General features: G+C 37.5%; 24 protein-coding genes. 8 read left to right on the forward strand and 16 right to left on the reverse strand.

Translation table 11 applies throughout. The features are described from left to right. From IGJ87_RS06185 to IGJ87_RS06205, 5 genes are all read left to right on the forward strand, one after another. Entirely contained in the window at window positions 1-1,032 is a 1,032-nt protein-coding gene (locus IGJ87_RS06185) for a Gfo/Idh/MocA family oxidoreductase (protein WP_002325706.1), read from the forward strand. A gap of 88 nt (window positions 1,033-1,120) precedes the next feature. Continuing rightward, window positions 1,121-1,426: a hypothetical protein gene (locus IGJ87_RS06190; protein WP_002286049.1), complete on the forward strand. Its 306-nt coding sequence runs from the start codon at window positions 1,121-1,123 to the stop codon at window positions 1,424-1,426. 178 nt (window positions 1,427-1,604) lie between these two features. Then, window positions 1,605-3,620 carry a BglG family transcription antiterminator gene (locus IGJ87_RS06195; RefSeq protein WP_113787818.1) on the forward strand — a complete coding sequence of 672 codons (2,016 nt, stop codon included), beginning with the start codon at window positions 1,605-1,607 and terminating at the stop codon, window positions 3,618-3,620. A gap of 1 nt (window position 3,621) precedes the next feature. Next, entirely contained in the window at window positions 3,622-3,906 is a 285-nt protein-coding gene (locus IGJ87_RS06200; RefSeq protein WP_002286047.1) for a PTS sugar transporter subunit IIB, read from the forward strand. 25 nt (window positions 3,907-3,931) lie between these two features. After that, a complete protein-coding gene (locus IGJ87_RS06205; RefSeq protein ID WP_002306740.1) occupies window positions 3,932-5,305 on the forward strand; it encodes a PTS ascorbate transporter subunit IIC in 1,374 nt (457 codons plus the stop codon). 82 nt (window positions 5,306-5,387) lie between these two features. Here IGJ87_RS06205 and IGJ87_RS06210 read toward each other — a convergent pair whose 3' ends face one another. After that, a complete protein-coding gene (locus tag IGJ87_RS06210; protein ID WP_002324096.1) occupies window positions 5,388-7,403 on the reverse strand; it encodes a family 78 glycoside hydrolase catalytic domain in 2,016 nt (671 codons plus the stop codon). A gap of 21 nt (window positions 7,404-7,424) precedes the next feature. Next, window positions 7,425-8,666, reverse strand: coding sequence for an MFS transporter (locus IGJ87_RS06215; protein WP_256624758.1), 1,242 nt, complete (start codon window positions 8,664-8,666; stop codon window positions 7,425-7,427). Window positions 8,667-8,858: 192 nt separating this feature from the next. On the opposite strand from IGJ87_RS06215, the gene IGJ87_RS06220 reads away from it, so the two are divergent. Both IGJ87_RS06220 and IGJ87_RS06225 read left to right on the forward strand, forming a co-directional pair. Then, window positions 8,859-9,803 (forward strand): AraC family transcriptional regulator, encoded by a 945-nt coding sequence (locus IGJ87_RS06220; RefSeq protein ID WP_025478675.1) that lies wholly within the window; start codon window positions 8,859-8,861, stop codon window positions 9,801-9,803. A gap of 296 nt (window positions 9,804-10,099) precedes the next feature. Beyond that, a complete protein-coding gene (locus IGJ87_RS06225; RefSeq protein WP_002289717.1) occupies window positions 10,100-11,044 on the forward strand; it encodes an L-lactate dehydrogenase in 945 nt (314 codons plus the stop codon). Window positions 11,045-11,710: 666 nt separating this feature from the next. Here the strand turns inward: IGJ87_RS06225 and IGJ87_RS06230 are convergent. The 11 genes from IGJ87_RS06230 to IGJ87_RS06280 all read right to left on the reverse strand — a co-directional run bounded on the left by IGJ87_RS06230 (window position 11,711) and on the right by IGJ87_RS06280 (window position 22,132). Further along, window positions 11,711-12,109 carry a type II toxin-antitoxin system death-on-curing family toxin gene (locus IGJ87_RS06230; protein ID WP_002338268.1) on the reverse strand — a complete coding sequence of 133 codons (399 nt, stop codon included), beginning with the start codon at window positions 12,107-12,109 and terminating at the stop codon, window positions 11,711-11,713. Next, window positions 12,106-12,342 carry an AbrB/MazE/SpoVT family DNA-binding domain-containing protein gene (locus IGJ87_RS06235; RefSeq protein WP_002289715.1) on the reverse strand — a complete coding sequence of 79 codons (237 nt, stop codon included), beginning with the start codon at window positions 12,340-12,342 and terminating at the stop codon, window positions 12,106-12,108. The genes IGJ87_RS06230 and IGJ87_RS06235 overlap by 4 nt, the downstream gene beginning before the upstream one ends. Window positions 12,343-12,501: 159 nt before the next feature. After that, on the reverse strand, window positions 12,502-12,786 hold the full coding sequence (locus IGJ87_RS06240; RefSeq protein WP_002317704.1) for a hypothetical protein: 285 nt from the start codon (window positions 12,784-12,786) through the stop codon (window positions 12,502-12,504). Between the two features lie 169 nt (window positions 12,787-12,955). Further along, the gene (gene topB / locus IGJ87_RS06245; protein ID WP_430609067.1) at window positions 12,956-15,184 is read right to left on the reverse strand and encodes a DNA topoisomerase III; all 2,229 of its coding nucleotides are present in this window, start codon (window positions 15,182-15,184) and stop codon (window positions 12,956-12,958) included. 173 nt (window positions 15,185-15,357) lie between these two features. Continuing rightward, window positions 15,358-15,768, reverse strand: a complete 411-nt coding sequence (locus IGJ87_RS06250; protein WP_002295867.1) for a VOC family protein — start codon at window positions 15,766-15,768, stop codon at window positions 15,358-15,360. A gap of 116 nt (window positions 15,769-15,884) precedes the next feature. Then, window positions 15,885-17,048, reverse strand: a complete 1,164-nt coding sequence (locus IGJ87_RS06255; RefSeq protein WP_002295866.1) for an LCP family protein — start codon at window positions 17,046-17,048, stop codon at window positions 15,885-15,887. Window positions 17,049-17,225: 177 nt separating this feature from the next. Next, window positions 17,226-18,080, reverse strand: a complete 855-nt coding sequence (gene aroE / locus IGJ87_RS06260) for a shikimate dehydrogenase (protein WP_317726873.1) — start codon at window positions 18,078-18,080, stop codon at window positions 17,226-17,228. A gap of 278 nt (window positions 18,081-18,358) precedes the next feature. Beyond that, entirely contained in the window at window positions 18,359-19,129 is a 771-nt protein-coding gene (locus IGJ87_RS06265; protein WP_002289629.1) for an ABC transporter ATP-binding protein, read from the reverse strand. Between the two features lie 2 nt (window positions 19,130-19,131). Continuing rightward, window positions 19,132-20,013 carry an ABC transporter permease gene (locus IGJ87_RS06270; RefSeq protein WP_002289631.1) on the reverse strand — a complete coding sequence of 294 codons (882 nt, stop codon included), beginning with the start codon at window positions 20,011-20,013 and terminating at the stop codon, window positions 19,132-19,134. Beyond that, on the reverse strand, window positions 20,010-21,059 hold the full coding sequence (trpX, locus tag IGJ87_RS06275) for a tryptophan ABC transporter substrate-binding protein (protein WP_002289632.1): 1,050 nt from the start codon (window positions 21,057-21,059) through the stop codon (window positions 20,010-20,012). Before trpX ends, IGJ87_RS06270 begins: the two co-directional genes overlap by 4 nt. 449 nt (window positions 21,060-21,508) lie before the next feature. Then, a complete protein-coding gene (locus IGJ87_RS06280; protein WP_002295864.1) occupies window positions 21,509-22,132 on the reverse strand; it encodes a hypothetical protein in 624 nt (207 codons plus the stop codon). A gap of 189 nt (window positions 22,133-22,321) precedes the next feature. Between IGJ87_RS06280 and efbA the strand changes: the two genes are divergently transcribed. Further along, window positions 22,322-24,028 (forward strand): fibronectin-binding protein EfbA, encoded by a 1,707-nt coding sequence (efbA, locus tag IGJ87_RS06285; protein ID WP_002295863.1) that lies wholly within the window; start codon window positions 22,322-22,324, stop codon window positions 24,026-24,028. 157 nt (window positions 24,029-24,185) lie between these two features. Here the strand turns inward: efbA and IGJ87_RS06290 are convergent, their stop codons facing one another. The 3 genes from IGJ87_RS06290 to IGJ87_RS06300 are packed head-to-tail and all read right to left on the reverse strand — an operon-like array spanning window position 24,186 to window position 26,461. Further along, the gene (locus IGJ87_RS06290; RefSeq protein ID WP_002288888.1) at window positions 24,186-25,088 is read right to left on the reverse strand and encodes a LysR family transcriptional regulator; all 903 of its coding nucleotides are present in this window, start codon (window positions 25,086-25,088) and stop codon (window positions 24,186-24,188) included. Further along, window positions 25,085-25,777, reverse strand: a complete 693-nt coding sequence (locus IGJ87_RS06295; protein WP_002321477.1) for a carbonic anhydrase family protein — start codon at window positions 25,775-25,777, stop codon at window positions 25,085-25,087. Before IGJ87_RS06295 ends, IGJ87_RS06290 begins: the two co-directional genes overlap by 4 nt. Window positions 25,778-25,819: 42 nt before the next feature. Continuing rightward, a complete protein-coding gene (locus IGJ87_RS06300; RefSeq protein ID WP_002288886.1) occupies window positions 25,820-26,461 on the reverse strand; it encodes a YfbR-like 5'-deoxynucleotidase in 642 nt (213 codons plus the stop codon). Window positions 26,462-26,487: the final 26 nt, after the last annotated feature.

The raw sequence follows: 26,487 nt of genomic DNA on the forward strand, positions 1-26,487 counted from the left end.
ATGCTTACAATCGCTTATCTTGGCAATGGAAAGAGTACAAATCGCTATCATTTGCCTTTTTCAAGAAAACTTACGAACAAAATCAATATCAAAAAAATTTTTTCCCCATCTGAACCAGTGTGGAAAACATTCGAAGACATCGAATATACTGATCAGCTGTCTGATCTTTGGGATGATCCTGAGATCCAATTAGTTGTCATCACTACACCTAGTCAATTTCATTATGAATATGGAAAAATGGCACTCGAACATGGTAAGAATATACTAGTAGAGAAACCTTTTGCAGAAACGTCAAAGGAAGCAGAAGAGTTATTTGCATTAGCAAAAGAAAAAGGGCTATTTATCCAATGTTACCAAAACAGACGGTTCGATTCTGACTTCTTGACAGTCCAAAAAGTAATCGAAAGCGGAAAATTAGGGGATATTTTAGAAGTAGAAATGCATTATGATTATTTCAGACCGGAAGTACCAGAAAATACGCATGAATTTTCTACTGCGAACAGCTATTTATATGGACATGCTTGTCATACAGTAGATCAAGTTCTTTCTTATTTCGGCGAACCAGATGATATCAGCTATGATGTACGTCAACTTTTAGGGAAAGGACGAATGAATGATTACTTCGATCTGGATTTTTTCTATGGAAATATGAAAATTTCGATAAAATCCAGTTATTTCCGCATCAAAGAACGTCCAAGTTTCGTCGTTTACGGAAAAAAAGGGATGTTCGTGAAACAAACAAAAGATCGACAAGAAGAACATCTGAAAATGTTTTACATGCCTGATCATGAAGACTTTGGTATCGATTTGCCCGAACATTATGGTGTATTGACCTATATAGATGAACAAGAGAGTTATCATGAAGAAAAAGTAATTTCCGAGGTTGGTGATTACAGCCGTGTCTACGAAGGGATTTACGAGACATTAGTTAATGGCGCAGAAAAAGTCATCAAAGATGAAGAAACAATCTTACAAATGAAAATTTTGGAAGAAGGAATCAAAAGCATTCAAGAATCAGAAGGAAAAATATGACATATTTGTAAGAATCGGGTTTGTTTTTTGACGCATAAACTGTCTTATTGTACGATGAAAAAGTATAGAACTACTAGGAGGAACCAACATGACAAATTATGACGGTGAAAAACACAAACGATTAAGAGGTTCAATGGCCCCTAAAACAGAAGAAGAAGTGGCTTTAGCAGGAACTAATTCTGGTGAAACAGAAGACAAAGAAGAATCATTAGCTGGCACAAACTCTGGTGAAACAGAAAATAAAGAAACAGCTTTATCTGGTTCAAATTCTGTAGAAGAGGAAACAAAGCCTAATGAGCCCAATCACTTTGAAAAAGATATCGAAAAAGCGGTTGAAGATGTCAAAGAAAAATTTGAAGAACTGACCTCAAAAAATAAACATGATCATCATTGATCGGACGAAATCAATTCATAAAAGCAGGAGACATTTGGTCACCTGCTTTTTTTCTGTATCCATTCGATAGAAGTCGTTCGGTACAGTCGTAAAAAAAATCCAACTGTAAGTTGTACCAAACACCCCTCGATTTAAAAGCGCTACCATACTAGAATATAAGTAGGAGGTGAACAGCGCTGTGAACTACAAAATTAGTTATCTCCTGAAAACACCAAGAGAAATCAGTCTAGAAAAAGCAGCAGAGATCATCGAAGTAAATACAAGCGAGGCGATCAAACAATTAACTCCTTTTGCCGAATATGTGGATGATACCCATATCCGTATAAAGAAATTCCGAGCAATCGACTGGGCAGAAAAATTTTTGGATATTACTCGATTTGAAGCTGTGTATACCGAACAAGAGCGAAGAGATCTTCTTTATTTGATGGTTTATTCGACTGCAACGTCTGTTTCTGTTTTTCATTTTCAAGATTTTCTTCAGGTTTCTAAAGGGACAGTCCTGTCAGATATCAAAAAGATAAGAAATGAATTAGAAGTGGAAGATTGTCAGCTGTCGTATACTAGGAAAACTGGTTTTAGGCTGCTAGGGTCAGAAGCAATATTAAGAAGAGAAGCAAAAAATCGCACTGCTCGTTTGATGCAGTCACTTGCTGGAAGATTTGGGCTCACGTATTTAACCGCAACCCTTTCCATTGATTATTACGCCAAAGTTAGAGATTTGCTAGATAAAACGATTTCACTATCAGATCTTCGATTCGCACCAAATCGAATGGATGAATTAGCTTATTATTTGAGTTTGACAACCATTCGAATTGGAAAAACATCCATGGAACTGGTAAAAGATGCTGAACTGTTGGCTTCTCTTGCAGTCACTGACATTAGTCGACAAGTATTGACTGGCCTTGGCTATTCCGAACATCAAAATTCGGAGATTATATTTTTCTCTCTTTGCTTAGCATCGATCGTTGAAGGAGATGTCCAGGAGCCTGCACTTGATTTTTTGCTGGAATGTTCTTCAGAAGTCATCCATCGCATGGAATTCCTGATGGCCGTAGAATTTGATTCGTTTCGTGAATTATTGATGAATGTCTTTTATCACTTGGTCCCTGCCTATTTTCGTATTTCCTATTCTTTTTATTTACCTAATGTGATGATCGATCAAATTAAGCATCAATATGCTTCCATCTACGAAATGACAAGAAAAGCATTACTTCCGTTAGAAAGACGAATAGGGAAGAGCATCCCTGAAGAAGAGATTGGTTTTTTCACTATACTATTTGGCGGAGAGATCAGAAAAGCGGACGCAGAAGAAAGAAATAGAAAAATAAGAGCCGTGATCGTCTGTCCAAGTGGCATTAGCTCTTCATTGATCTTAAAAAGTGAACTTCAGCAATTATTCCCGATGATCTTTTTTACAGAGACTAATTCAGCTGACCGCTTACACGAGGTTGACGAAACTTCTTACGATATTATTTTTTCTACTGTACCTCTCATACTTACTGATAAGAAAAAGTCTCTCTATGTTCTGCATCCAATCATGACTGACTTGGAAAAAAATCAGCTGATCAATCAAGTACAAAGAGATTGGCTGATACCAGGATTTTCAATGCCTTCTGCCCAAGAATTGTTGTCGGCGCTACTGCCTTATATCGAATTAAAAGAAGGCGTAGACGAAGAAAAGCTCTATCAAGTATTAAATCGTAAAATGAACAAACTTTTAGAAAAGAAGGAGGATCAACGTCCTATGCTATCTGAATTATTAACAGAAGAAATGATCCAATTATCGGATCAACCAAAAAACTGGCAAGAAGCAATCACATTTGCCGCACAGCCGCTATTATCAGAAAATAAAATAGAAGAAAGTTATATCAAAGCTATGATTGAGCGCGTGGAGCAGTATGGTGCGTTTATCCATATTGGCGACCACATTGCATTACCTCATGCTCGTCCAGAAGATGGCGTAAATGAAGTAGGGATGTCTTTGCTGAAACTTCAACAACCTGTGGATCTGCTTGATGATCCTGCCCATCCCATTAGTTTGTTTATCTGTTTAGCTGCTATCGATAATGAGGCGCATCTTCGGGCGTTGGCAAATTTAACAAAGCTACTTTCTAATAAACAAAATCTTCAAGATTTATTACACGCATCAACAAAAGAAGAAATATTAGCGATCATAAGAAAAGGAGATGAATGATATGAAAATTTTTGCAGTATGTCAAAGTGGATTAGGAACAAGTTTTATGGTAGAGATGAACATCAAACAAGCACTTGCAGATCTTGGAGCAGATGTGGACGAGTTTGAAGTAAGTCATACGGATGTTGGAAGTGTATCTAGCGATATGGCTGATTATTTCTTCATTGAGCATTCTTTGAAAGATACGCTAACTTCTATACCTGATGAAAAGCTCGTACCTTTGCAATCGATCATTGACAGCGAAGAAGTAAAAGAAAAAGTAACGAAGATCTTGTCAAAAGAATAAAAATGATTCAAGGGAGGAACTATCAATGGATAAATTATTGAATTTGTTTGTGTCAATCGTCAGTCAGCCCTCCATCCTCGTTTCTTTGATTGCACTGCTTGGTCTCGTTCTTCAGAAGAAGAAATTTTCAGAAGTGATCCAAGGAACTATCAAAACATTTGTCGGATTCCTAGTACTGATCGGCGGTGCTGGTCTAATCAGTAATTCACTAACCCCTTTTGCTTCGATGTTCCAAACAGCTCTGCATACTCAAGGAGTAGTTCCTAGCAATGAAGCAGTAGTGGCGATTGCTTTGCAACAATACGGTACACCTACTGCTTTGATCATGCTAGTAGGGATGATCGTGAATATTTTACTTGCTCGGTTCACAAGATATAAATTCATTTTTCTTACAGGTCAAGCAATGCTTTATGTTTCTTGTCTAACAGCAGTCATTTTAGTAAGCGCGGGGTTTACTGCAAATTTGTGGATGATCTTATTAGGCGGGGTCTTCGAAGGAACACTATTAACTATTACGCCTGCTCTTTGTCAACCGTTTATGAAGAACATCACTGGAAACAATCAAGTTGCGTTAGGGCATACCGGAAATATCGGTTATGCTTCTAGTGGATGGATCGGAAAGTTTTTTGGAAACAAAGACCGTTCTACAGAGGACATAAAGATTCCTAAAAGTTTCAGCTTTTTGCGAGATTCTACTGTATCGATCATGCTCTTGATGTCAATCGTATATGTCGCACTTGCTTTGTTAGCTGGTCCTGGATTTGTTGAAAGAGAACTAAGCAATGGAGACAACGCTGTAATCTTTGCACTGATCCAAGCTGGAACATTCACAGCTGGGTTTGTTATCGTCCTTCAAGGGGTTCGAATGGTATTGGCAGAAATCGTTCCAGCATTCCAAGGGATTGCTAAAAAACTCGTACCCGATTCTAAACCAGCATTAGATGTTCCTATCGTTTTTCCATATGCACCTAATGCTGTATTAATTGGCTTTTTTGTTAGCTTCTTTGTAGGAACACTATCCATGTTTGCTATGATAGGCTTGCAAACTACAGTTATCATTCCTGGGGTAGTAGGACATTTCTTCTGCGGAGCTGCTTCTGGTGTCTTCGGCAACTCGACTGGCGGTAGAAGAGGGGCGGTATTAGGTTCTGCTTTCAATAGCTTATTGATTAGTTGGCTGCCATTATTTATCCTTCCAGTATTAGGAGATCTTAAAATCGCTTCTTCTACATTTGCCGATACTGATTATCTAGTACCAGGACTTGTACTTGGGAAACTAGGAGAATACGGTCAAATGGCCTTGACAGTTGGAATCATCGCTTTCTTTTTACTTGTCGTATTATCTAGCTTTCTTTTTGCCGGAAAAAGAACAAACATTGTTTCTAAAGAACAGAATTAAGTAAACTTCAAAATAAAAATTGCTTGGACAATATCAGAAGAAGATTTAAAGTCTTCTGATATGTCGCAAGCAGTTTTTTGTTTTATGCATTTATTTTTGAATAGCTTGTTAAGACAAGTGGCTGTTTTGCTAGAAGAGGATAACTTTTACCATTCATTTTCACTGTTCCGCCTGTTCTATCAGAAGTAATCACGATCTTATCTTTTGTTTTTTCAAGCGAAATCTTTCCATCTTTGATAGGTAGCGTACAATTCAGTGTTTCAAATGAATCTAGATTAGGTTGTATCATAAATTCTTCATAACCTGGCTTTGTTGGATACAAACCGATAAAATAGCGTCCTAAAAGATAGATTGGGCTTGCTCCCCATGCATGGCATAAGCTTTTTCCATAAGGATCTCCATACATACTGTACTTTTCATTTCCTGTTTGAGTAGGGTCGTATTCTTCCCAGAAAGTTACCGCATCATGAGATAACATCCCTCCCCAATAATCAAGAATCGTTTGGTAGACGATATTCGTCTGTCCGAGTTTGCATAAAGCATCTTGTTCATAGAATTTGAAATATGGAGTAGTAATCTGTGTGATAGTGTCATTCAATAAGACATTCTTTAAGATCGATTGCTGTTGGTCTTTGTTAGCAAAATCGAATAAAACAGCGAAAATATTCGCATGACGCGTCACATTTCTTCTCCCAGATTCATAGCAATCGATAAAAGCGCCAAGTTCTTCATCCCAAAAGTAGTCAAATAGGTTTTGTTTCAATAGTTGATATTTTTCTTGATAGAGATGAGTATGATAATTTTCGTTCTCTCCATATGTTTCAGCTAAGATATCTCCGCAAGTGATCATGGAATGATAGGCTTTCAGTAATAAGACTTGTTCTGCAGCAAGCGTTCCTTCTTTATCCATTTCAGACCAATCAATAAATATCCAATCTTTTGCTCTCCCATAAATAAACCCTAATTCATTCGTTTGCTCCATCAAGTATCTCATTAATGATTGCATCTTAGGGTAGACGATGCGTAAAAATTCATAGTCTTTCGTCATCATATAGTGGTTTTCGATACCAATCAACCACAAGATCGAATAGTCAACGATAGTATTCATATGCTGCTTGATTTCATTTTGTCCTCTTAATGCTAATATCGTTCGTTTATTGATTTCCTCGTCAAAAAAAAGATATTGATTGATCATGAATGATTGATACGCATCTCCAGACCAAATCCAGCGATCTCGTTTGATACCGTCGATAAAAAACAAATCACTACATAACTTGAAGGTTTCTTCTGATACTGACCAGATCTGATTCAGTAAAGAAGAATCGCTTGAAAAAGCAGCTTGTTTCGAAAGAGATAAAAATTCATGAAAAACTTGAAGTTGAACCATTCCAGTAGAAACCTCTGGTATAAACAAATAGCGAAAAGCGCGTTTACGAGCTTTCATTTTTCTTGTCATTCCTATTTGCTTATAGTAGCAATAATCGATATCCATAGCTTCTACATCGGACTCTCCATAACATAGAGTGATAGATTCGATGTGGTCATCCAGAGATATTAGTTCTACACAGCCATTCACTGCTCGCCCAAAATCGAATAAGATTCCTCCGCCAGTCTCCGTTTCAGTGACTGGATGGACGCATTCTTTTTGATAATAGATTTGATTTGGGTCTTTTGCGATATCGACATAAAGCGGACTCCAGCCAGCTGGATATTCTTCAATAAAATTACTTGCTGTCCAGCCAATATCTGATTTTACTTCGTCTCCCTCGATAAACATCGCTGGTAGCCCTGATGTATGTCCTACAAAGATACGAATTTTTGCTTTACCAGCTGGACAAGTCAGCCATTTTCCACATGGATGTTTTTGTCCATTAATTTCTACATACCCAACTCCTTGGATCGTCACTTTAAACATGGAAGGTTGATCAAGAAAGTAATATCTCTTAAACTTGACGTTCCGATGGCAATCATCCATGTACCAGTACGCTGGCCAGTCAAAACCTCGTTCTTCCCGTTGGAAATTTTGTAGCAGTCCATGGCGGATCTCAAAGTCTCCAGGATACCAAAGCCATCTATCTTTATGTTTTTCATTTGTCATTTTACACGACCTCCATCAAATTTATTTTGTTGTCAATTGTTCTTTTATTTCTTCATCTACTCTTATCACTGTCTTTCTATTCGTCCTGTGTACTACTAGAAGGCTAATAAGCGCGCTAATCAACAGCAAGATACTGCCATTGACGAAAACAGCAAGTGTTTTACTCCCAAGAGAAGCAAAAGAGAGAAAGAGCAAACCATATGGTGCAATGAAAGTACCTAAATTAGCGCCAACCAATAAGATTGAAGTATTGAAACTCTCCGCGTGCTTGGGCGCTTGGATACTTACTTGGTTGAATAAGTAAGGAATGAATAACGAAAAAGAAATTCCTGTTAGGATCGCACCAAACCCAATCACATACAGGTTTATCACAGTGGCAATCAATACAAAGCCGATTCCCATCAGTAGTAAAGAAAGTGTAAGCATATAGCGATGTGCTTTTGTCTGAAGCCAGCCAAAACAAACTCCGGCAGCCATACTTGCCAATTGCATGATTGTTAAGATATTCGCTGCATTAGTTTCGTTTCCTAGAGAATAAGTCGTCAGGACTGTGGCTAATTTAATCGATACAGCATTATATACCACGATGACCAGCAAGAGAAAAATACCATAACTAATCATTTTAGGATTCGTTTTGATAACTTGTCTTGTTGGGGCTGTGCCATGTGATTGAAGTTCAGTTGTTTCAGGTGTAGGAACAAACAAAACAAACAAGACAAGAATAGGTAAGCTGATGGCGTAGATTAAAAAGGTATATTGCCAACCTAACTGTACTAGCTGTCCTGCAACAAATGTCATTAAAGCTGCACCAAATCCTTGAAATGCACTTTGAAAACCAATCATAGAGGCTCGTTCATCTCCGTGATAAAAGGCAGCAATCATGCTGACTGCCAAAGAATTGATCAATCCAAAGCCAATACCTAGTCCAGCTCTTGAAGCTAAGACAATACTGTAACTTTGTGAGAAGAGGGGGAGGATACCACAAATCGATGCAATCACTAATCCGATGATCACAGTTTGTTTTTGTCCGATTTTCCTAGCAATAAAACTACTAATCAAAACAAAAATAGTGACCATAAAGGAGGGAGCAGTCGTTAATAATTCAACAGCAGATAAAGAACGCGTGACATAAGTAGCTGACATACTGGGAATTGCAGACGTGACTGCACCAGCAGAAGTCAGAATAAGAGAGACTGACAGCAGAGAAAATTTCATCATCTTTTTATTCATAAGCATGTTCCTTTCATTTTTGTAAGCGCTTATCAAAAATATAGTATGAAGTGGTTATTCTCTCAATAGCGGAATCACAGGAAGTTCATGTCCCAACCATAGAAAGTCTTTATGAAACCAAAAATAGCTTTGCATATAATAGCAGTACAGCGTAAACTAATAAGCGAAAGAAACCACTTACAAAAAGGAGGGAGTCAATTGGAACTAGCTGAATTAGACACTTTTTTGCGTAACGAAGAATCAATCGAAACTCTGCAGCGTGAACAAGGAATGAATATCAATGATTTAAACTTAGCTTACCATCTTCAGACACCGCCAAAAATCCACCGAGGAGATCTATTTCAACAGGGAAATATTCATATCAGTAAACACCGTCGATATGCGGAAGTTCCCGAGCATACACATGATTTTGTTGAAATCAATTATATGTATAGCGGTACATGTTTACAAATTATCAATGGAGAAAGGATAGAGATGGAAGAAAGTGACGTGGTGATCATTGATAAAGAAGCTACTCAAAGAATCGAATACACAGGGCAAGAGGATATTTTAATCAACATCTTATTAAAAGAAGAAACCTTATCTACAGAGATATTGAATCATTTGGCAAGCACAAATAATCTACTTTCTTCTTTTTTGATCAATGCATCAAAAGAAAAAGGGGAACATACACAATTCATTCATTTTCGCGGCGGAAAAACAAGTCGTTTGACGCATTTGATTGAAAATATGCTGTTGATTTATTTTGATACATACAGTCATAAGATCCGTTCGTTAAATCTCTATACATCACTATTACTGATCGAATTGACTCATTTATTAGAACAACAAAGCTTTTCATCAACAGATGGATGCGCAGAAAATGAGATGCTTAGAGTATTAGATTATATCGATAAGCATTTTACTTCTTGTACGTTAAAAGAAACAGCAGCTCATTTTGGCTACAATCCGGTCTATCTTAGTAATAAATTGAAAATGTATTTTGATGCTTCCTTTCAAGAACTGGTTCTAAATAAAAAATTCGACTTTGCGTTGGAACTGATTCAAGAAACGAGTTTTTCGTTGGAAGAAATCGCTAATCGTATCGGATATAAACAAACGACTTCTTTATTCAAATTATTCAAGAAGTATTCAACATGTACTCCCAATGAATGGAGAAATAAACATTAAGAAGAAAATCTTTCACTAAAGCATATGAAGGAAAATTGTTTTAGGTGCGGTTGCTGTCTTATTATATCGTTGCAGCGAATTTTTTTTGGATTTATTTTCAGTTCTAAACTTTTGGTTGTATTATCAGGGGATATAGGTGTAAACATTTGTCATTTATCTGTTATGCGTATTCAGGAATTCGTTTCCATCAAAAATTATAATAACAACTATTATAATTAACATGTTGATAAAATGAATAAACAAGACTATACTTTTTATGAAAGTAACAAATAGTTATGAAAAGGAGCTGTTTATTCATGAAAAAAACAAGTCGTAAAGTAGTAATCGTCGGTACAGGTTTTGTTGGAACAAGTATCGCTTATGCAATGATCAACCAAGGAATCTCTAATGAATTAGTATTGATCGATGTGAATCAAGAAAAAGCAGAAGGGGAAGCATTGGACCTTTTAGATGGTATGGCTTGGGGCGATGAAAATGTGGCTGTATGGTCAGGTGGCTATGAAGAGTGTAAAGATGCTGATATCGTTGTTATCACAGCTGGTATCAACCAAAAACCTGGTCAATCTCGTTTAGATTTAGTTAAAACAAATGCGTCAATCATGCGCCAAATCGTAAAAGAAATCATGGGATCAGGATTCGACGGTATTATCGTTGTTGCTTCAAACCCAGTAGATATTTTGACATATATCGCTTGGAACGAATCTGGTCTGCCAACATCACGTGTTATCGGTACTGGAACAACATTGGATACAACTCGTTTCCGTAAAGAAATCGCATTGAAATTAAAAGTTGACCCACGCAGCGTCCACGGCTATATCTTAGGTGAACATGGTGATTCAGAAGTTGCTGCATGGTCACATACAACTGTCGGTGGTAAACCAGTGTTTGAAATTGTAGAAAAAGACCATCGTATTGCCCAAGATGAATTAGATGTGATTGCTGATAAAGTCCGTAATGCTGCTTATGAGATCATTGATCGTAAAAAAGCAACTTACTATGGTATTGGTATGAGTACTGCACGTATCGTAAAAGCTATCTTGAATAACGAACAAGCTGTATTGCCTGTATCTGCTTATTTAACTGGTGAATACGACGAAAAAGATATCTTTACAGGTGTGCCATCAATCGTTGACGAAAATGGTGTTCGTGAAGTTGTTGAATTATCAATCAACGAAGAAGAAAAAGCAATGTTCAGCAAATCAACAAGTGCTTTAAGAGAAGTATTGAACACTGTATTATAAGAAACAATGAATATGAACTAAAAATCCTAAAACTGCTTAACAGCTGAAATAGCTGTTAAGCAGTTTTTTATTGATATCTAATAGGTAAGCAAATAAACAGAATGGTTAAAATTAATCGGTCCAAAAATGTATCCGTACATATGAACATATGAAATTTAATCTGTTGATTACAATAAGCGAATCGTTATCAATGTTTATCTGTGGTTAATTAAAAAATCCTTCTGCAACGGCAAATACAATGATTCATATCTAATTCGTTCATATTTGATTAACTGAATAAAGAAACTGGTTTTTATCATTCAATTAAACGACAAAAAAAGTAAGAAAAACTGCAAAATTTTTTTATAATTTTGCATAAGCAGATTTTGATGGAAAAATGACGATTTTTGATAAAAAACCGTTCGAGAGAGGTTTATCATTTTTTGAATCTACTTTGTATAATATATATTATGTAAACTAAAATATATAAAAAACCAGTCCACTAGTTCTAAACCACTATTTCCTACTATTCACTCTTTTGTATTCCTTTTAAATCAATTATTTCAAAATTAATCCATATTTTCCATATTTTTATGAAAAAACTATTTTGTATGATTAACCATAAAAAAATCAGCATATTCCTTAATGACATGCTGATCTAATTGAGAAATAAAGTTTTTAATTCGTTCATTTTATTGCGGTTTGTCGTAAATAATTGGTTATCTTGGACTTTAGTGAATCGAAATCCAATGAACTAGTGGTAATCATTATGATAAAATCAACAGCTTCTTGACGAGAAAAAGCAACTGGACAATTATTCAATTGAAGAAACAACAACATGGCAACAAGAGCAGTTCGTTTATTGCCATTATGAAAAGGATGTTTTTTAGCTAAATTAATTGCTAAAATCGCCGCTTTTTCATAGACTTCGGGATAGAGTTCTTGATTGAATACTGCTTGTGAAGGCTGTTTGACGGCCATATCTAATGCATTTGCATCTTTTACACCGATCATTTCGCCTGGCGAGTGACGTAAAATAACTTTCGCGTTGATTTTAATGATTTCTTTAGACGAAAGATACCTCATAAATCAACCAAATCTTTTAACGCGTCTTCATATTGATTCATGATCGAATCAACTAATGAATCAATATCAGGTTCTTCTTGTGCTTTGATCATTCGTACAGAACCATCAGATTGAAAAACATAACTGATTGCGTCACCTGTCTGCACACCCATAAATTCTTTTACTTCTGGTGGGATAGTTGTCACATCGCTATTGCCAGATTTTCTAATTTTATACTTTTTCATTTTTTTCATATTTCGCCACCCTCTATACCATTCTCATTCTATAGTAAGTACATTATATCCAAGTATATACATTTAATCAATGTATATACTTTTATTTTTATTTTTCTTACGAAAAAATGACAAAGAAAAAAGTTTGTGACATGACTTTTGTCACAAACTCTCGTATTCTTAACCAAAATATTGATGAAATACTTGTGTAATAACTGGTAGAAAATAAATAATGATCATAGCCGCTACCACCATCAACAATTGTTTTCGCTGTTTCTTTCGCTTTAGCATGCTTGTCGTTTTATGAAAAAAATAAGTAGCGCTTTTAGCTCCTGCAGTCAAAGTCGATAAAATCAACGTTGGTGAATATGCTGTTTGATTGTGCGTCAATGACAACAACTTCGTCCCGTAATCAGGATACTTTAGAAATGCTTGGTACACAGCCACAATCGTGATTGCTCCCATAAGATAATTTAAAAATGAATGCACTTTTTTCAAATAAAAAAACTCCTTGCTATCTATATAAAATCAGCCTACCCCAACATTTTTGCTTGATTCACTGATATTTTTTAGTTTTATTGGTATTTATATTCTCACTTTTCGGAATAAATATTCCGCTATTTCACTGTTTCATTTACTCTACTTCGTTTTCATTATTTTTTCTTGATGTTTCTTTGTTTCCATCAACTTCTTTTGTTCCACTGTTTTCGATCCATGGAAAAGAAAAACCGATTGTCATATCTTCTTTTAATACTAAAACTGCATCGAATTTCCCTTTTTTACCAGTAAAACCTTTGACAACTTTACTTGTCTTTCCTTTTGAAAGCAAATCTCTGAGATTCGTTTTAGTCAGCTTCTTTTTAGCTACTGTTGGCCACAATTTGAAGTCGCATTCCGGATTCAAGCATGTAGCGATTTTAGGATAAAGCATGACTATTCCCTTTTTACATTTTGGACATCTTCCTAATTGATCGTTTTTCTTCTCCATCGCTTTTATCTGACGTGTCCCGCTAATCTCATCTGAAAAGTCTACCTTGTCGATTTGATTAGGAACTTCTGCTAATAAATGTAGGATGAATTTTTTGATATTCTCTAAAAAAACAGATGGTGTCCCCTCTTGTTTACCAATTTTTCTCAAGTACCCTTCCCAGCGCGCAGTCATTTCTGCGCTCGTCAGTAATGGTTCATTGGCTACTGCCTTACAAAGAGTGATTCCTTTTGGCGTAACAGTTATTTCGTTTTTATTGACTTCGATGTAATGCTTCTGCTTAAGATTTTCAATGATATTGGCTCGTGTAGCTTCTGTCCCTATTCCTTCTACTTCTTTGAGAATTTCTTGCGCTTCATCATTATCCAGCGTTTTTCCCGCAGTTTTCATTGCTGTGATCAACGTTCCTTCGGTATAGGGTTTTGGAGGTTGTGTTTCTTTCTCCATACTTTTCAGTTCTACTTCTGCTTCTTCATTTTCTACGATAGGAGGAAGAGTCTGAGCTTCTTTCTTTTTTGACTTGATGCGTAAGGTTTCCTGCCAACCTTGCTGTAATGGGATCTTTCCGATGCTTTTTAGCTTTAATTGCTGTACGCCCGTCATTACAATCGTCTCTTCGTAGATATAATCTGCAGCAAACATAGCCACAGTAGTGCGCAAAACTTGCAAATAGATTGCTTGCTGTAATTTGGAAAGCTTCGCAAAGCGTCCAGGAGTCGGAATCGTCTTTGTCGGAATAATTGCATGATGTTCTTGAACTTTTTTCGCATCGACATATCGTTTCTTTGCTTTGATCTCAGTTGTCTGTACTTCTTCTATTCCTAAAATTTTTTTATAATTTTGCAGATGTTTAACCAGATACTGATGCTCATTTTCTGTAATGTAAAAAGAATCCGTTCTTGGATAGCTTAGAAACTTGCTTTCGTACAATCCTTGAGCAGCATCAAGTGTAGCTTTGGCACTTGCTTTCATTAGCTGATTCATCTTTGTCTGCAAACTAGATAGCGAAAATAAACGTGGACTATGCAACCTCTTTTCCTTTTTCGTAACTTCAAGAATCCGTCCGTTTTGCTTACCTAAATGCGCTCCAAGTTTTTCTATTTCCTTCGTTAACTCTTCTTGGGTTTTAAATGCTTTTTTTGGTACGATTTTTCCAGAAAACTGCCCTTTGTTTGTCGTAATTAAACCTTCTCCTTCAAAGTACGTTTCTTTTTTGAAGTGTTTGATTTCTTCTTGCAGCTGATAAATCATATAGAGTGTCGGTGTTTGTACACGACCAAGAGAAAAACTGCCATCAATCCCTTTTCGTTGAAGTAGCAAGCTATATAATGGACTTCCATTCATTCCAATCAGCCAATCAGCGTTCTGCCTTGCTTGCGCTTCTTTATATTTTGGAAAATAGTTCTTCCCAGGTTGAAGATTCTTAAAACCATCATAGATTGCTTCTTTTTCAAGAGAATTGATCCACAAACGTAAATAGTTCTTTTCCTTAGAAAATGCGTTTGCTTGTCGAATAATCGACCACGCGATGGCTTCACCTTCTCGATCACCATCTGTTGCAATAATGATGGTATCAGCTGACTGTAACTCTCGTTTTACGATCGAAAATTGTGTACGTTTGTCCCTTGGAACTTCGTAACGGAAGGTTTCTGGGAAAATAGGCAAATTTTCTAACGACCATTTTGCCCAACGCTCTTCATAAGCTCCTGGAGCAACCATATCTACCAAATGTCCAAAACCATAAGTGATGGTTACTTCACCAGCAAACAATGGATCGCTGATTTCATAATACCCTTCATGTCGCTTTCGCTGTTGGAAGGTTTCGGCATAGGCTTTTGCTTGTGAAGGTTTTTCAGCTAGTATCACCGTCTTCATCTTCTGACCTCCGTTACTTGATTTTTGCGGACTTCTCTATTATGGAACATATTTTCGCATCTGGCAATAAAAAAAAGATACCGTATAGTCGAAATAGGCACAAAAAACATCAAGCAAACAAACGATGTTCCGTTTGCTGCATGATGTTTCCAAAAAATATTCATCTTTAGCTGTCACTCTTGGTTGATCTGCCAGTTGATGCCAAATCGATCAGTTACCATCCCATACAATTGAGCCCACGGAACAGCATCCAGTGGCATCTCAATCTTACCACCCTCAGCTAAGCTTTCAAATAGGCGCTTCGTTTCTTCTTCATTTCTTGTCTGGATGACTAAAGAAACATTATTTCCCACAACTAATTCAGGACCAATTCCTTCTGGCGTATCTGCAAACATAACTAATGTATCATAAATGTTCAGCCGTGCATTCGTGATTAGATTTTTTGCTTCTTCTGGCAAGTTCATTTGTTCTATTCCAGGCATTTCACCGTATGTGGTGATACCTGATGCTTCAGTCTGAAAAACTTTTTCATAAAAAGCGATGGCTTCACGCGACTCATTTTTGAAGTTCAGATAGATATCCAATGTAAACAGCTCCTCTCTTGGTTAAATCTACCATAAGAAAGCGTTTTTTACGAGTGAATCGTTTGATTGATTCATGACAAAAGCCTTGCGCAGCTTCTTCTTGATCTTTTTTATGATCATTTATTCAAAAAATCTGTAATAGCAGATTGATTCATTTGATTATCAATTTCAAGAATACTGCCAGCATAATCACTTTGCCCATAATTCCACGAACCGTCTACTGGCACACTTATTCGATCAATGCCACCAGCTCCTCGTGCAATCGAAAAGAGGTTTTTCGTCAAGAACCAAGCAGTGACATCTGTGGATGTATATCCTAAAGCTTTACCAGCTGCATAAGGTGCACGGATCAGATTCAATGGATTCTTCAATTGGCTGAAAATAGCGTTCATTACTTGCTGTTGGCGTCTGACACGGCCAAAGTCTCCTTGTTCATCCATTCGGAAACGTGCGTACTGCAAAAGAACATGTCCATCCATCTTCTGGACCCCTTTTTTAATATCTACACCATCCAGATTCAGATCTTTTTCTGCATCGATCTTCACTCCGTTCATGAATAAGGCATCGATCACTTTTTCAAACGATTTGAAATCGACTTTCGCATAGTATTGACAATCGATTCCAAAATTTTCTACTAAAGTTTGACGCACTAGATCGGCTCCTCCGTATGCATAAGCTGAATTGATCTTATTTTGTCCTACCCCTGGGATCGTAACGAAGCTGTCACGCATAAAAGAAATCAGTTTCGGCTTATGGGAAGGACCATCCAACTGTAAGACCATGATCGTATCGGCTCGCCCGGCATCTTCTCCGCGTGTATCACTTCCAAGGATCAAAATATTATGCGCACCATTCGTCGCTTTTTGCCCATGAAAGGTTTCTGAAGTCGCTGCCTCTAAGCTTGTGTCATGTTCAGCTACATATTTACCAATAAAAAATGAGATACCTGAATAAAGGATCAAAACAAGCAAAATCGATAGAATGATTTTTTTCCACGATCGCTTTCTTCGAGGTTTTAACGGTTTGTTCTTCTTTTGCCGATTGAAAAATTTTTTATTTTTTTGTTGTTCTTCTGCTCTTGGTGCATCTCTGTATATCTGTTGCTCGTATTGGTTCAAATGTTCAAATGAATGCTGCTCTCTTTCATAAATACGGGTAGCATCTTCCTCATTTTCCATACGCGTTCGTTTTCGTTCTCTTCTAGCAAAAATACTCCCCGTATCCCGCTTCAGAGGTTTCGCCTTCTTATGGATGTCCTTATAGCGATCCATCCGACTCATTGTGGTTCCTCCTCGTTTCTTACTGATAAATAAAGGATACGATAACCAATCGACAAAAGCCTATCATTTTTTGATAATTTAATAAAAAATAACGAAATAAATGCTTCGATACATAAAGGATTACTTTTCTTGAGACCGTTTATGCGAGAATAAAAGATCTTTATCTATTATCCTTTTTTAATCAAACAGCTTTTCAATCACATGGATCGGCATCTTTTCCTTTGTCCATAATTCAAACGCGATTGCTCCTTGGTAGATCAACATGCCAAGTCCATTGTATCCTTTTGCTCCTACTTTTTTTGCTTCTTTTAATAAACGTGTTTCTCTAGGTGCATAAATCAAATCAAAAACCGCTAGATTCTCATGCATCATGCTTATATCTAAGAGCGGTGACTGATTGATTTTCTTTCCCATCCCGATATCTGTTGCATTGACTAGAAGACAGCTTTCTTTCAAGTCTTTTCTTAATTGATGCGTATCGGCAAAGTCACGAACTTTTATCTTACAAGAAGTTCGATAGCTGAGTTGTTCGAATGTTTCTTTTACTTGAGCGAATGTTTTGTTGTTTCGTTTATAAACTACGATTTCCTCAGCGCCGTCTAACGCTGCTTGAACAGTGACTGCCTTTGCTGCACCTCCAGCTCCCAGTAGAGTCATTTTTTTCTTTTTGATCGAAATCCTAGCTTCTTGCACGGATTGCATGAAGCCCGCACCATCGGTATTATAGCCAATCAAACGACCTTTTTCGTGCACGATCGTATTCACTGCTCCGATCAATTGCGCTTCCTGGCTTACCTCATCCAGATAAGGAATAACCGCTGTTTTATTCGGCATCGAAAGATTTACACCTAACATATCAAAAGTTCGAACACTTTCGACTGCTTGCTTCAAATTCATTGGATTTACTTGGAAAGCTAAATACACCGCATCGATGTTGTTTGCTTCAAAAGCAGTATTGTGCATCAATGGGGATAAACTGTGAGAAGCCGGATCAGCAAAGAGCCCAGCTAATTTGGTTTGTCCAGAAATCATCTTATTCCTCCTTTGTTCTTACTTCAATAAAAAAAGCCACTTAGCGTTTGATACGAAAAAGTACGAAACGTCTAGGTGGCAAAGTAGCAAATTCTTTTCTCATCGTTTACTTGTCAGAGCAAAGAATATTCTATTTAATTGTTAAAATCATTGACTACGTGATCCTACAAAACACCCAAATATGTTTAATTGTTTATTGTTTTAAGTATAGGATGAATCAAAGGAAGATGTCAATGAGTTTTCAAGTCCTTCTACTGAAAGGAATTTTTCTGTCGAAATCAATCCACTACTTCTTCAAAGAACTGCAAAAGGTCGCCCATTGTCAAATGTTGCTTTTCTTTTTCAGAAATATCTTGAACGATTTTCCCTTTTTGGAGTACGATCAGACGATTTCCGTATTTCAAGGCGTCTTCCATTCGATGCGTGATCATGAGACAAGTCAATTTTTGTTCATTGATCCGCTGATTTGTTAATCGCATTAATGCTTTAGCTGTTTTAGGATCTAAAGCTGCAGTATGTTCATCTAATAATAGTAACTCAGGAGCTGTGATCGTCGCCATCAGCAAGCTTAATGCTTGGCGTTGACCACCAGATAATTCACCCGCTGGAGTATCCAAGTGTTGCTCTAGGCCATTACCGACTTCTTGACATAGTCTGAAAAAATCTTCTTTTTGATTTTTCAAGTTACGTAAACGGAATTTCCGTTTTTGACCTCTTTTTTGTGCAAGTAGCAAATTTTCTGCTACTGTCATCCGAGGAGCCGTTCCCATCTTGGGGTCTTGGAAAACTCGAGAAAGGAATCGTGCTCTTTTTTCTTCTGAATCTTTTGTGATCAGCTGATCTTTAAAAGAGATCGATCCTTGACTGAGTTGAAGCGTACCAGCGATCGTATTGAACAGTGTGCTTTTTCCAGCACCATTCCCGCCAAGGACAGTGATGAAGTCCCCTTCTCTGATTGTAAGGTTAATTTCATCCAATAGTACTTTCTCTTCATTCATTCCATTGTTTACGACTTTTCTGCCATTTTTGATTGTCAATATATCAGTCATTACTATGCCTCCTTCTCAAAACCCGTTTTTAAGTTCAGTGCTTTCTTCAATTGCGGGATCATCAGACAAATAGCTAAGATGATAGCGGAGAACAACTTCAGATAAGTCGTGTCAAACCCTAGTTTGATTACTACTAAAATCAATAGCTGATAAATGATACTGCCGACAACAATAGCAATCAATCTTTCTGCTAGCGTCAATTCTTGGAAGATCACTTCACCGATGATGATGGAAGCAAGACCGATGACGATTACGCCAATCCCTTTATTTACATCTGCATATCCGTCGTTCTGGGCAATCAGCGCACCGGATAATGCAATGACACCGTTCGACAAAGTTAAACCTAAAATTTTCATACGATCGGTTTTTATCCCTAACGACCGAGCCATCGTTTCGTTGTCTCCTGTCGCAATATAGCCTTGACCCAAATCTGTATTGAAGAAGAATAGCAGTACAGCAATCAAGATGCCCAAAGAGATGAAGCCAAGAAGGACTGTGTCAAAGTAATCAGGTAACCCAAAGCGATGGAAGCTGTCTTGTAGAATCGGATGATTCAATAAAGAAAGATTTGGTGTTCGCATCACAAACAAAATAACTGAGTTCAATCCTGACATCACTAAAATCCCTGCTAAAATAACCGGTATCTTTCCTTTTGTATAAAGTAACCCCGTAACGAGTCCTGCTATCATGCCAGCACCTACGCCTAATAATGTAGCTACAATCGGCGCTACCCCATGAGTAATAGCTGTCACACAGACAGCAGCACCTAATGGGAAGGACCCTTCTGTCGTCATATCAGGAAAGTCTAAGATCCGATAAGTCATGAAAATCCCTAATCCTAATATTGCCCAAAGCATGCCTTGTGAAATAGCCGATACGATCATTTGTCATCCTCCTTAGATGTTTCTTGCTGCGAGTCATCTGTAATGATTTTGGCTTTTTCCTTCATCGATTGGGGAACAATGATTCCTAAGCGATCAGCTTGAGATTGATTGATCACTGTATCCCCTTGATCAAATGTATAAACAGGCGTCGTTTCCGGTTTTTCTTTTCCACTCGCAAGTTCTGCCGCCATCTTACCGCTTTGAAGCCCTAATTGATATTGATTGATCCCGATTGTTGCTAGTCCACCTTGTTCCACCATTGTATCCACAGATGGAATGACGGGGATATTTGCTTTGTTTGCTTCTTTTACCACTGTTTGCATCGCATTGGCAATGGTATTATCTAATGGAACATAGATAAAATCGACTTGTCGGCTCATCACTTGAACCGTTTGTGCAATCTCATTAGTGGAAGGCACCGCATATTTTACTGATTCTAACCCTTCTTTTTTTGCAGCTTCTTCTGCTTGTGCTACTTGGTATTTTGAATTATCCTCTGAAGAAGCATACAAGATTCCGACTTTTTTTGCATTTGGCAACAAATCAGAAGCAAGCTTGATTTGTGAAGTAACAGGCGGCTGATCAGAAACACCTGTTACATTACCACCAGGTTTCTCTAAAGAAGCGACTAATCCAGCCCCCACAGGATCCGTTACAGCACCTAACACAACTGGGATCGATGAAGTCGTGTTTGCTAATGATTGAGCGGCAGGTGTTGCGATTCCAATCAAGGCATCTGGATCAGATTGTACTAGCTGTTGACTCATTGTGGCTAGCTTGCTCTGATCGGCTTGTCCATTTTGAAATTTGATCTCAAGATTTTCTCCTTCTTTTAATCCTTCTTCTTTCAGACCATCTTTGATTCCTCGATAAATCTCATCTAATGCCGGATGGCTCACGTATTGCAATACCCCAACAACTGTTGTTTTTTTTGTCTGGTTCGTCGAAGTACTTTCTTTTTCGCCTGAGGCTTTTCCATAAATAAATGCACCTGCTAAATAAACTAAAATAATTACTACAACTGTTATTAATCGTTTGTTTTTCATTTTTTTCCTCCTGCAAAGTCAATCTTTTTATTTATTATAATCAGGCAAGTATCCAGTCTACAAAAAAAGACAATGGCCAAAGCGGTCATTGTCTTTACACAAAAAACCGCATAGATTCTAATCTATGCGGCAGTCAATGTTCATGTCTAGCATAGATACAAGCTTTAGAAATGCACTCTAAAAAGTTGTATCTATGGGAAAGTCTCACCATTAATACAACTTATCTACGCCAGCTGCGCCAATTTTTTTTGTTTTCTGCTGAAATACGTTTTGATAAGTTCATTACAGGTCACCCTTTCCTTAAGAATTGATTTAAGTCTAATCGAATTTTTGAATTTCGTCAACTATATTTTTTAATTTTTTATTTGTTATTTTGAAGATCAAACATCACTTGTTCTGATAATTAAAAATAGCGCTATATAGACCCACCGTTTCATCGCGCCAATGTCTCAATTAGCAATCTCGGAATTTTGGGAAGTTACTCCCGTTCTATCCAATTCTTCTTCTAATTGTTTGATATTGGCTAACGGAAGTCGATTCAGTTCAGGGATCAACTCCTTATCAAAATCAGTTATTCCTCCCTTACCCGCAGTTATCCGATTTGCTTCTTTTCCTCCATCAAAGAAAATAAATGTCACTTCATCCGTTCGTATGTTATATTTTTGTTCCAGTTCATGTACATCATAAACGATCGGATAATAAAAGATCGGTCGATTCAATTCTTCCATAAGCTCAGGATCATTAAAAACATCAAGCATGTCCTGATAGGTTTTCCCGTTCGGTTTGCTGAACATCACCGATATCGCCCGGCTTTGTTTGATTTTCTGATCAGCTTTGCTGTAATCAAAAGGTTTCAATTTGCTGGTTGGTATGGACGAATAAACGAGACTATTTACTTGCTCTTCTCGGATTTTTTCCGGCAATAAAAACATTGCAACTGTTAACAGCAATGATAAGATGAGCAGAAAAACAAGACGTCGAAAATACTTACTTGGATTTTCTGCGAATGACACTGAGAAATGTTCATTCATTTCTTGTACTCTCGATTTAACTACTTCCCAAATAACAAACACCTTCTTTTCTACTTTTTCTCCTATTTTTTATTATACCTAAAAATTTGGATTTCAACGATAGAAACACTGTTTTTTATGTAATTAGTCCAAGATTTTTCTAGACTTTTGCTTTACTATTCGGCCAAATTGGTTTTTCTTCTTTTTTTCGTTATAATGAATATACTTATGAAAAGAAATGAGGAATGAACCATGTCCTTTGATGGTGTATTTACCCACGCGATGGTCAACGAATTGCGTGAAACGTTACTATCTGGCCGGATCTCGAAAATCCATCAGCCTTATGAAAATGAAATCGTGCTGGTGATTCGTTCACGCGGCAAAAACCATCGATTATTATTATCTGCGCACCCAAGTTATGCTCGTGTACAGATTACCCAAATCGATTATCAGAATCCTGATAATCCGCCTAACTTCGTGATGATGCTTCGAAAATATTTGGATGGCGCTATTTTAGAAGACATCGAACAAATCGAAAATGATCGAGTGATCCATTTCCACTTTGCTAAACGAAACGAGTTGGGTGATCTACAAAATATCATATTGATCGTTGAATTAATGGGACGTCATAGTACGATCGTCTTAGTTAATCGAGAAACTGGAAAAATACTGGATGCGATCAAACACATTGGAAGCTCTCAAAACACTTATCGTTCTTTGCTTCCTGGTGTAGAATATGTTGCTCCGCCAAAACAAGAGGTCTTGAACCCATTTAGCTCCGAGAAAGAAAAAATCTTTCAGCGGCTTTCCCAAACTGAACTAGATCCAAAAGCAATCCAACGTCAGTTTCAGGGAATCGGTTTCGATACCGCTCAAGAGCTGACCAAAAGATTACTGGAACGTCCTAATGAAAAGATGGTTGTATGGGACGAATTTTTCTCAGCCATCAGCCATCAGCCTATTCCTACTTTTTACGAAACGGAAAATAAAGATTTTTTCACACCGATTGCTTATCAGGTATTGTCCGAACAGGCATCTGCTGTAACAGCTTATCCAACACTCAGTCAATTATTAGATAGCTATTATCACGAAAAAGCAGAGAAAGATCGGGCAAAACAACAAGGCGGAGAACTGATTCGAAAAATCGAAAATGAACTAAAACGAAATAAAAATAAATTGAAAAAACGTGAACAAACACTCAAAGAATCCGAAAACGCTGAGAATTACCGTAGAAATGGCGAACTACTTACTACTTTTCTGACACAAGTACCACGCGGCGCAAAAGAAGTTGTTTTACCTAATTATTATGAAGAAGATCGGCCAATCAAAATAGCACTAGATCCGGCATTGACACCAAATCAAAATGCACAGAAATATTTCCATCGATACCAAAAGCTGAAGAACGCTGTTAAGCTGATTGGCGAACAAATCCAAGAAGCCAAAGATGAAATCCAATATCTTGAATCTGTCTTATCTCAACTGGAAATTGCCGGCCCAATGGATATCGAAGCAATTAAAGAAGAATTGACTTCAGAAGGATACCTGAAAAAGAAGAACTTAAAAAAACAAAAACGTAAGAAACCATCTCAGCCTGATCAATACTTTTCTTCTGACGGAACGCTCATTCTTGTTGGTAAAAACAATCTTCAAAATGACCAGCTGACAATGAAGACAGCTAAAAAAACCGACTATTGGCTTCATGCAAAAAATATACCCGGTTCGCACGTCATCATTAAAAGTGACAAGCCCTCAGATGAAACAATTACAGAAGCTGCCGAGTTAGCTGCCTATTTTTCAAAATACCGATACTCTGCCCAAGTGCCGGTTGATCTTGTACAGGTAAAGCATATCCGAAAACCAAATGGCGCCAAGCCTGGTTATGTTATTTATGAAAACCAAAAGACGATTATCGTGACACCAGAAGAAGAAAAAATTACAGCTATGAAACAAAACAGGTAATCAATGAGTGTTTCTAGAATCATATTTGCGTACTTTCCCACAACAGCAATTAGTTATAAATTGTTTGCTACAAAAAGAGGAGTTGTGACAAAATTCTGTCACAACCCCTCTTTTTTGATCAACGGTGTTCAATAAACAGCGTTCTCATCTGCTTTTCTTAGCTCTGCTGGTCCAGTAACCGAGTAAGCTCTTTGATAAATCTTTGAGCGATTTCACTGAGCGGACGTTTCGCCGAATAAATGATATAAAATTCATTTAGTTCGCCTTCTGCCAAAGGGATTAACCGCAAGTGCTCGCGAATCCCTCCAATCACAATACCAGATCCTGAAGCGTAAGCATCAGTTTCAAGAACGATATTCATCAAAGTACCTCGATCACTCGTATAAATCACTGTTTCTTGATCAGGGATCTCGATAAGGTCTTCATAAAAATACGGGAAATTATTTCCATCCTGTGTAAAACGAACCTGAGGATAAGATAACAATTCTTCTTTGGTGATCTCTGCGTGTTCAGCTAATGGATGTCCTTGCCTTAAAAAAATATGCGTTTTGAATTTTCCAATGCTGCGGCCACTTAGCTCTCCTTGTTGTAAATATCTTCTGATACCAGCTTGATTATGCTCATTCATATAAATAATGCCGATCTCACTGTGCTGCTCTTTGACTTCTTCGATCACTCTCGCTGTTGTCGTCTCCATGATCCGAAATTGTTTGATCTCGTCTTTGAATTCCTCGAGTAGCTGTGCGGTCAAAGGACCTAAGAAATCATAATGCTGGGCAGCGATCGAAAAATTGTCTCTCTTTTCACTCGTTAGATAGTGAGTTTCTAATGTATCAAGCTGGACCAATATTTTCTCGGCACGATTTAAGAAGTCTTGCCCTTCTTCTGTTAAATATGCCCCTCGATTCGTTCGAGTAAACAGCGTTATCCCTAACTCGGTTTCTAATTCTTTGATACCAGCTGAAAGACTTGGCTGGGAGACAAACATTTTCTTTGCCGCTTCTCTGAAACTACCATTGTTTGCTACAGCGACCACGTATTTCATCTGCTGAATATTCATTGCTCAAACTCCTCGAAATAATAAATTTCTCTTCCATTCAAGGGCTGGATTGGTCGGTTGTTCGGTCGAGCATACTGACCATCGAAGGGGAGAAGAAACTCTTGGTTCAGTTTTCCTACATGATCCATTACAAACCATTGGATTGGCCCGCTGGTAGGCGGAGTTGTCAATGAGCCAATATAATGGAAATGGCTTTTTTGCTCCGGAAAGAACACATCCGGATTTACCCAATGCTCATGTTTTTCTAAGTTCCAACTTTCCCCATTTTCTTGATTATACAGCCAACCTTCCTGTACCATTAGCTGGTACATGACACCCACAACTAGATTCTCTTTTTTGCTGTTCATATGAACAAAATGAAATTCAATATCTTCCTGTTTTCCGTTGATGATATGTTCAGAAGGCAAGTGGAAATGAATATCTGTCAAATAATAGCGTTCTTTCTTGAACTCTACATAACTGAGTTGGTCAAAAGGTACTAAATGAATCGTGTTTTTGAATTCCTTGTCAGTAAACCGTTGCTTTTGATAATGAAAGGAAAGCGTGTCTCCTTCTATTTTGGTTTCTTCCCCCTTGGTCAAATGAATAGGCGACTGCAATGGAAATTCCGCACCTCTCGCAAACCAATCACATAAACTCGCCCAATTTTCCGGACCTTTGTCTCCAGAATAGCCCCATTCGACATCCATATTCTTTTTCAACTATACTTCCCCCTGCATCTCATATCATTTTTATTTTTCTTCTTTCTTTACAATCGTTGAGACGGTTTCTAAAAACGCCTCTTTTCCATAAAATTCCTGGTTCAATAGTTCCGGAAATATCTCTTTAAAGAAATACTGAACAGAAGGCCGATGTTCAAAGCTTTTAATCGTAGTCACTGCCTCAATGAACATCTCCTTATAAACTTTTTCCGGGTTATTTTTGATGATTTCATCAAAAGATTCATAAAGAAGGTCAACCTTATCTGAAATGGCTAATAGTTCTCCTTCTACGGTTTCATCTTTTCCTTCGAACAACCGACGGCGATAAACTTCTTGGAACTCAGCTGGAATCTCTTGGTTGATGAATTCGTCCGTCATCTTTTCTTCAACTGTTTGCAGCATCCCTCTTAACTCTTTGCTTGCGTATTTCACCGGCGTTTTGATATCACCAATAAAACGCTCTGTGTAGTCATGATTCAATGATTTTTCATAGAGCAGTTTCCAATCGATCGGTTGTCCATTCGCTTCTTCAATGTCTCCTAGAACTTGCGCAATAGATGCTACACGATACGAATGTGCTGCAACTGTATGCTCTGTATATTTAAAAAATCCAGGTGCCCTTGTGATCGTCTCTAAATTGTTCAATCCTAAAATAAATTCATTCAACCCCATAAAAGTTACCTCCCTTTGAGATTTCT

Origin of the sequence: Enterococcus sp. DIV1411a (genome assembly GCF_050531945.1) — a bacterium.
GTDB classification, from domain to species: Bacteria; Bacillota; Bacilli; order Lactobacillales; family Enterococcaceae; genus Enterococcus_B; species Enterococcus_B faecium.

What these genes read in the sequence shown, in the direction of transcription:
- IGJ87_RS06185 (WP_002325706.1), top strand. Translation starts at nt 1, where the DNA reads ATGCTTACAATCGCTTATCTTGGCAATGGAAAGAGTACAAATCGCTAT.
- IGJ87_RS06190 (WP_002286049.1), top strand. Translation starts at nt 1,121, where the DNA reads ATGACAAATTATGACGGTGAAAAACACAAACGATTAAGAGGTTCAATG.
- IGJ87_RS06200 (WP_002286047.1), top strand. Translation starts at nt 3,622, where the DNA reads ATGAAAATTTTTGCAGTATGTCAAAGTGGATTAGGAACAAGTTTTATG.
- IGJ87_RS06205 (WP_002306740.1), top strand. Translation starts at nt 3,932, where the DNA reads ATGGATAAATTATTGAATTTGTTTGTGTCAATCGTCAGTCAGCCCTCC.
- IGJ87_RS06210 (WP_002324096.1), bottom strand. Translation starts at nt 7,403, where the DNA reads ATGACAAATGAAAAACATAAAGATAGATGGCTTTGGTATCCTGGAGAC.
- IGJ87_RS06225 (WP_002289717.1), top strand. Translation starts at nt 10,100, where the DNA reads ATGAAAAAAACAAGTCGTAAAGTAGTAATCGTCGGTACAGGTTTTGTT.
- IGJ87_RS06230 (WP_002338268.1), bottom strand. Translation starts at nt 12,109, where the DNA reads ATGAGGTATCTTTCGTCTAAAGAAATCATTAAAATCAACGCGAAAGTT.
- IGJ87_RS06235 (WP_002289715.1), bottom strand. Translation starts at nt 12,342, where the DNA reads ATGAAAAAAATGAAAAAGTATAAAATTAGAAAATCTGGCAATAGCGAT.
- IGJ87_RS06240 (WP_002317704.1), bottom strand. Translation starts at nt 12,786, where the DNA reads ATGGGAGCAATCACGATTGTGGCTGTGTACCAAGCATTTCTAAAGTAT.
- topB (WP_430609067.1), bottom strand. Translation starts at nt 15,184, where the DNA reads ATGAAGACGGTGATACTAGCTGAAAAACCTTCACAAGCAAAAGCCTAT.
- IGJ87_RS06255 (WP_002295866.1), bottom strand. Translation starts at nt 17,048, where the DNA reads ATGAGTCGGATGGATCGCTATAAGGACATCCATAAGAAGGCGAAACCT.
- aroE (WP_317726873.1), bottom strand. Translation starts at nt 18,080, where the DNA reads ATGATTTCTGGACAAACCAAATTAGCTGGGCTCTTTGCTGATCCGGCT.
- IGJ87_RS06265 (WP_002289629.1), bottom strand. Translation starts at nt 19,129, where the DNA reads ATGACTGATATATTGACAATCAAAAATGGCAGAAAAGTCGTAAACAAT.
- IGJ87_RS06270 (WP_002289631.1), bottom strand. Translation starts at nt 20,013, where the DNA reads ATGATCGTATCGGCTATTTCACAAGGCATGCTTTGGGCAATATTAGGA.
- trpX (WP_002289632.1), bottom strand. Translation starts at nt 21,059, where the DNA reads ATGAAAAACAAACGATTAATAACAGTTGTAGTAATTATTTTAGTTTAT.
- efbA (WP_002295863.1), top strand. Translation starts at nt 22,322, where the DNA reads ATGTCCTTTGATGGTGTATTTACCCACGCGATGGTCAACGAATTGCGT.
- IGJ87_RS06290 (WP_002288888.1), bottom strand. Translation starts at nt 25,088, where the DNA reads ATGAATATTCAGCAGATGAAATACGTGGTCGCTGTAGCAAACAATGGT.
- IGJ87_RS06295 (WP_002321477.1), bottom strand. Translation starts at nt 25,777, where the DNA reads ATGGATGTCGAATGGGGCTATTCTGGAGACAAAGGTCCGGAAAATTGG.
- IGJ87_RS06300 (WP_002288886.1), bottom strand. Translation starts at nt 26,461, where the DNA reads ATGGGGTTGAATGAATTTATTTTAGGATTGAACAATTTAGAGACGATC.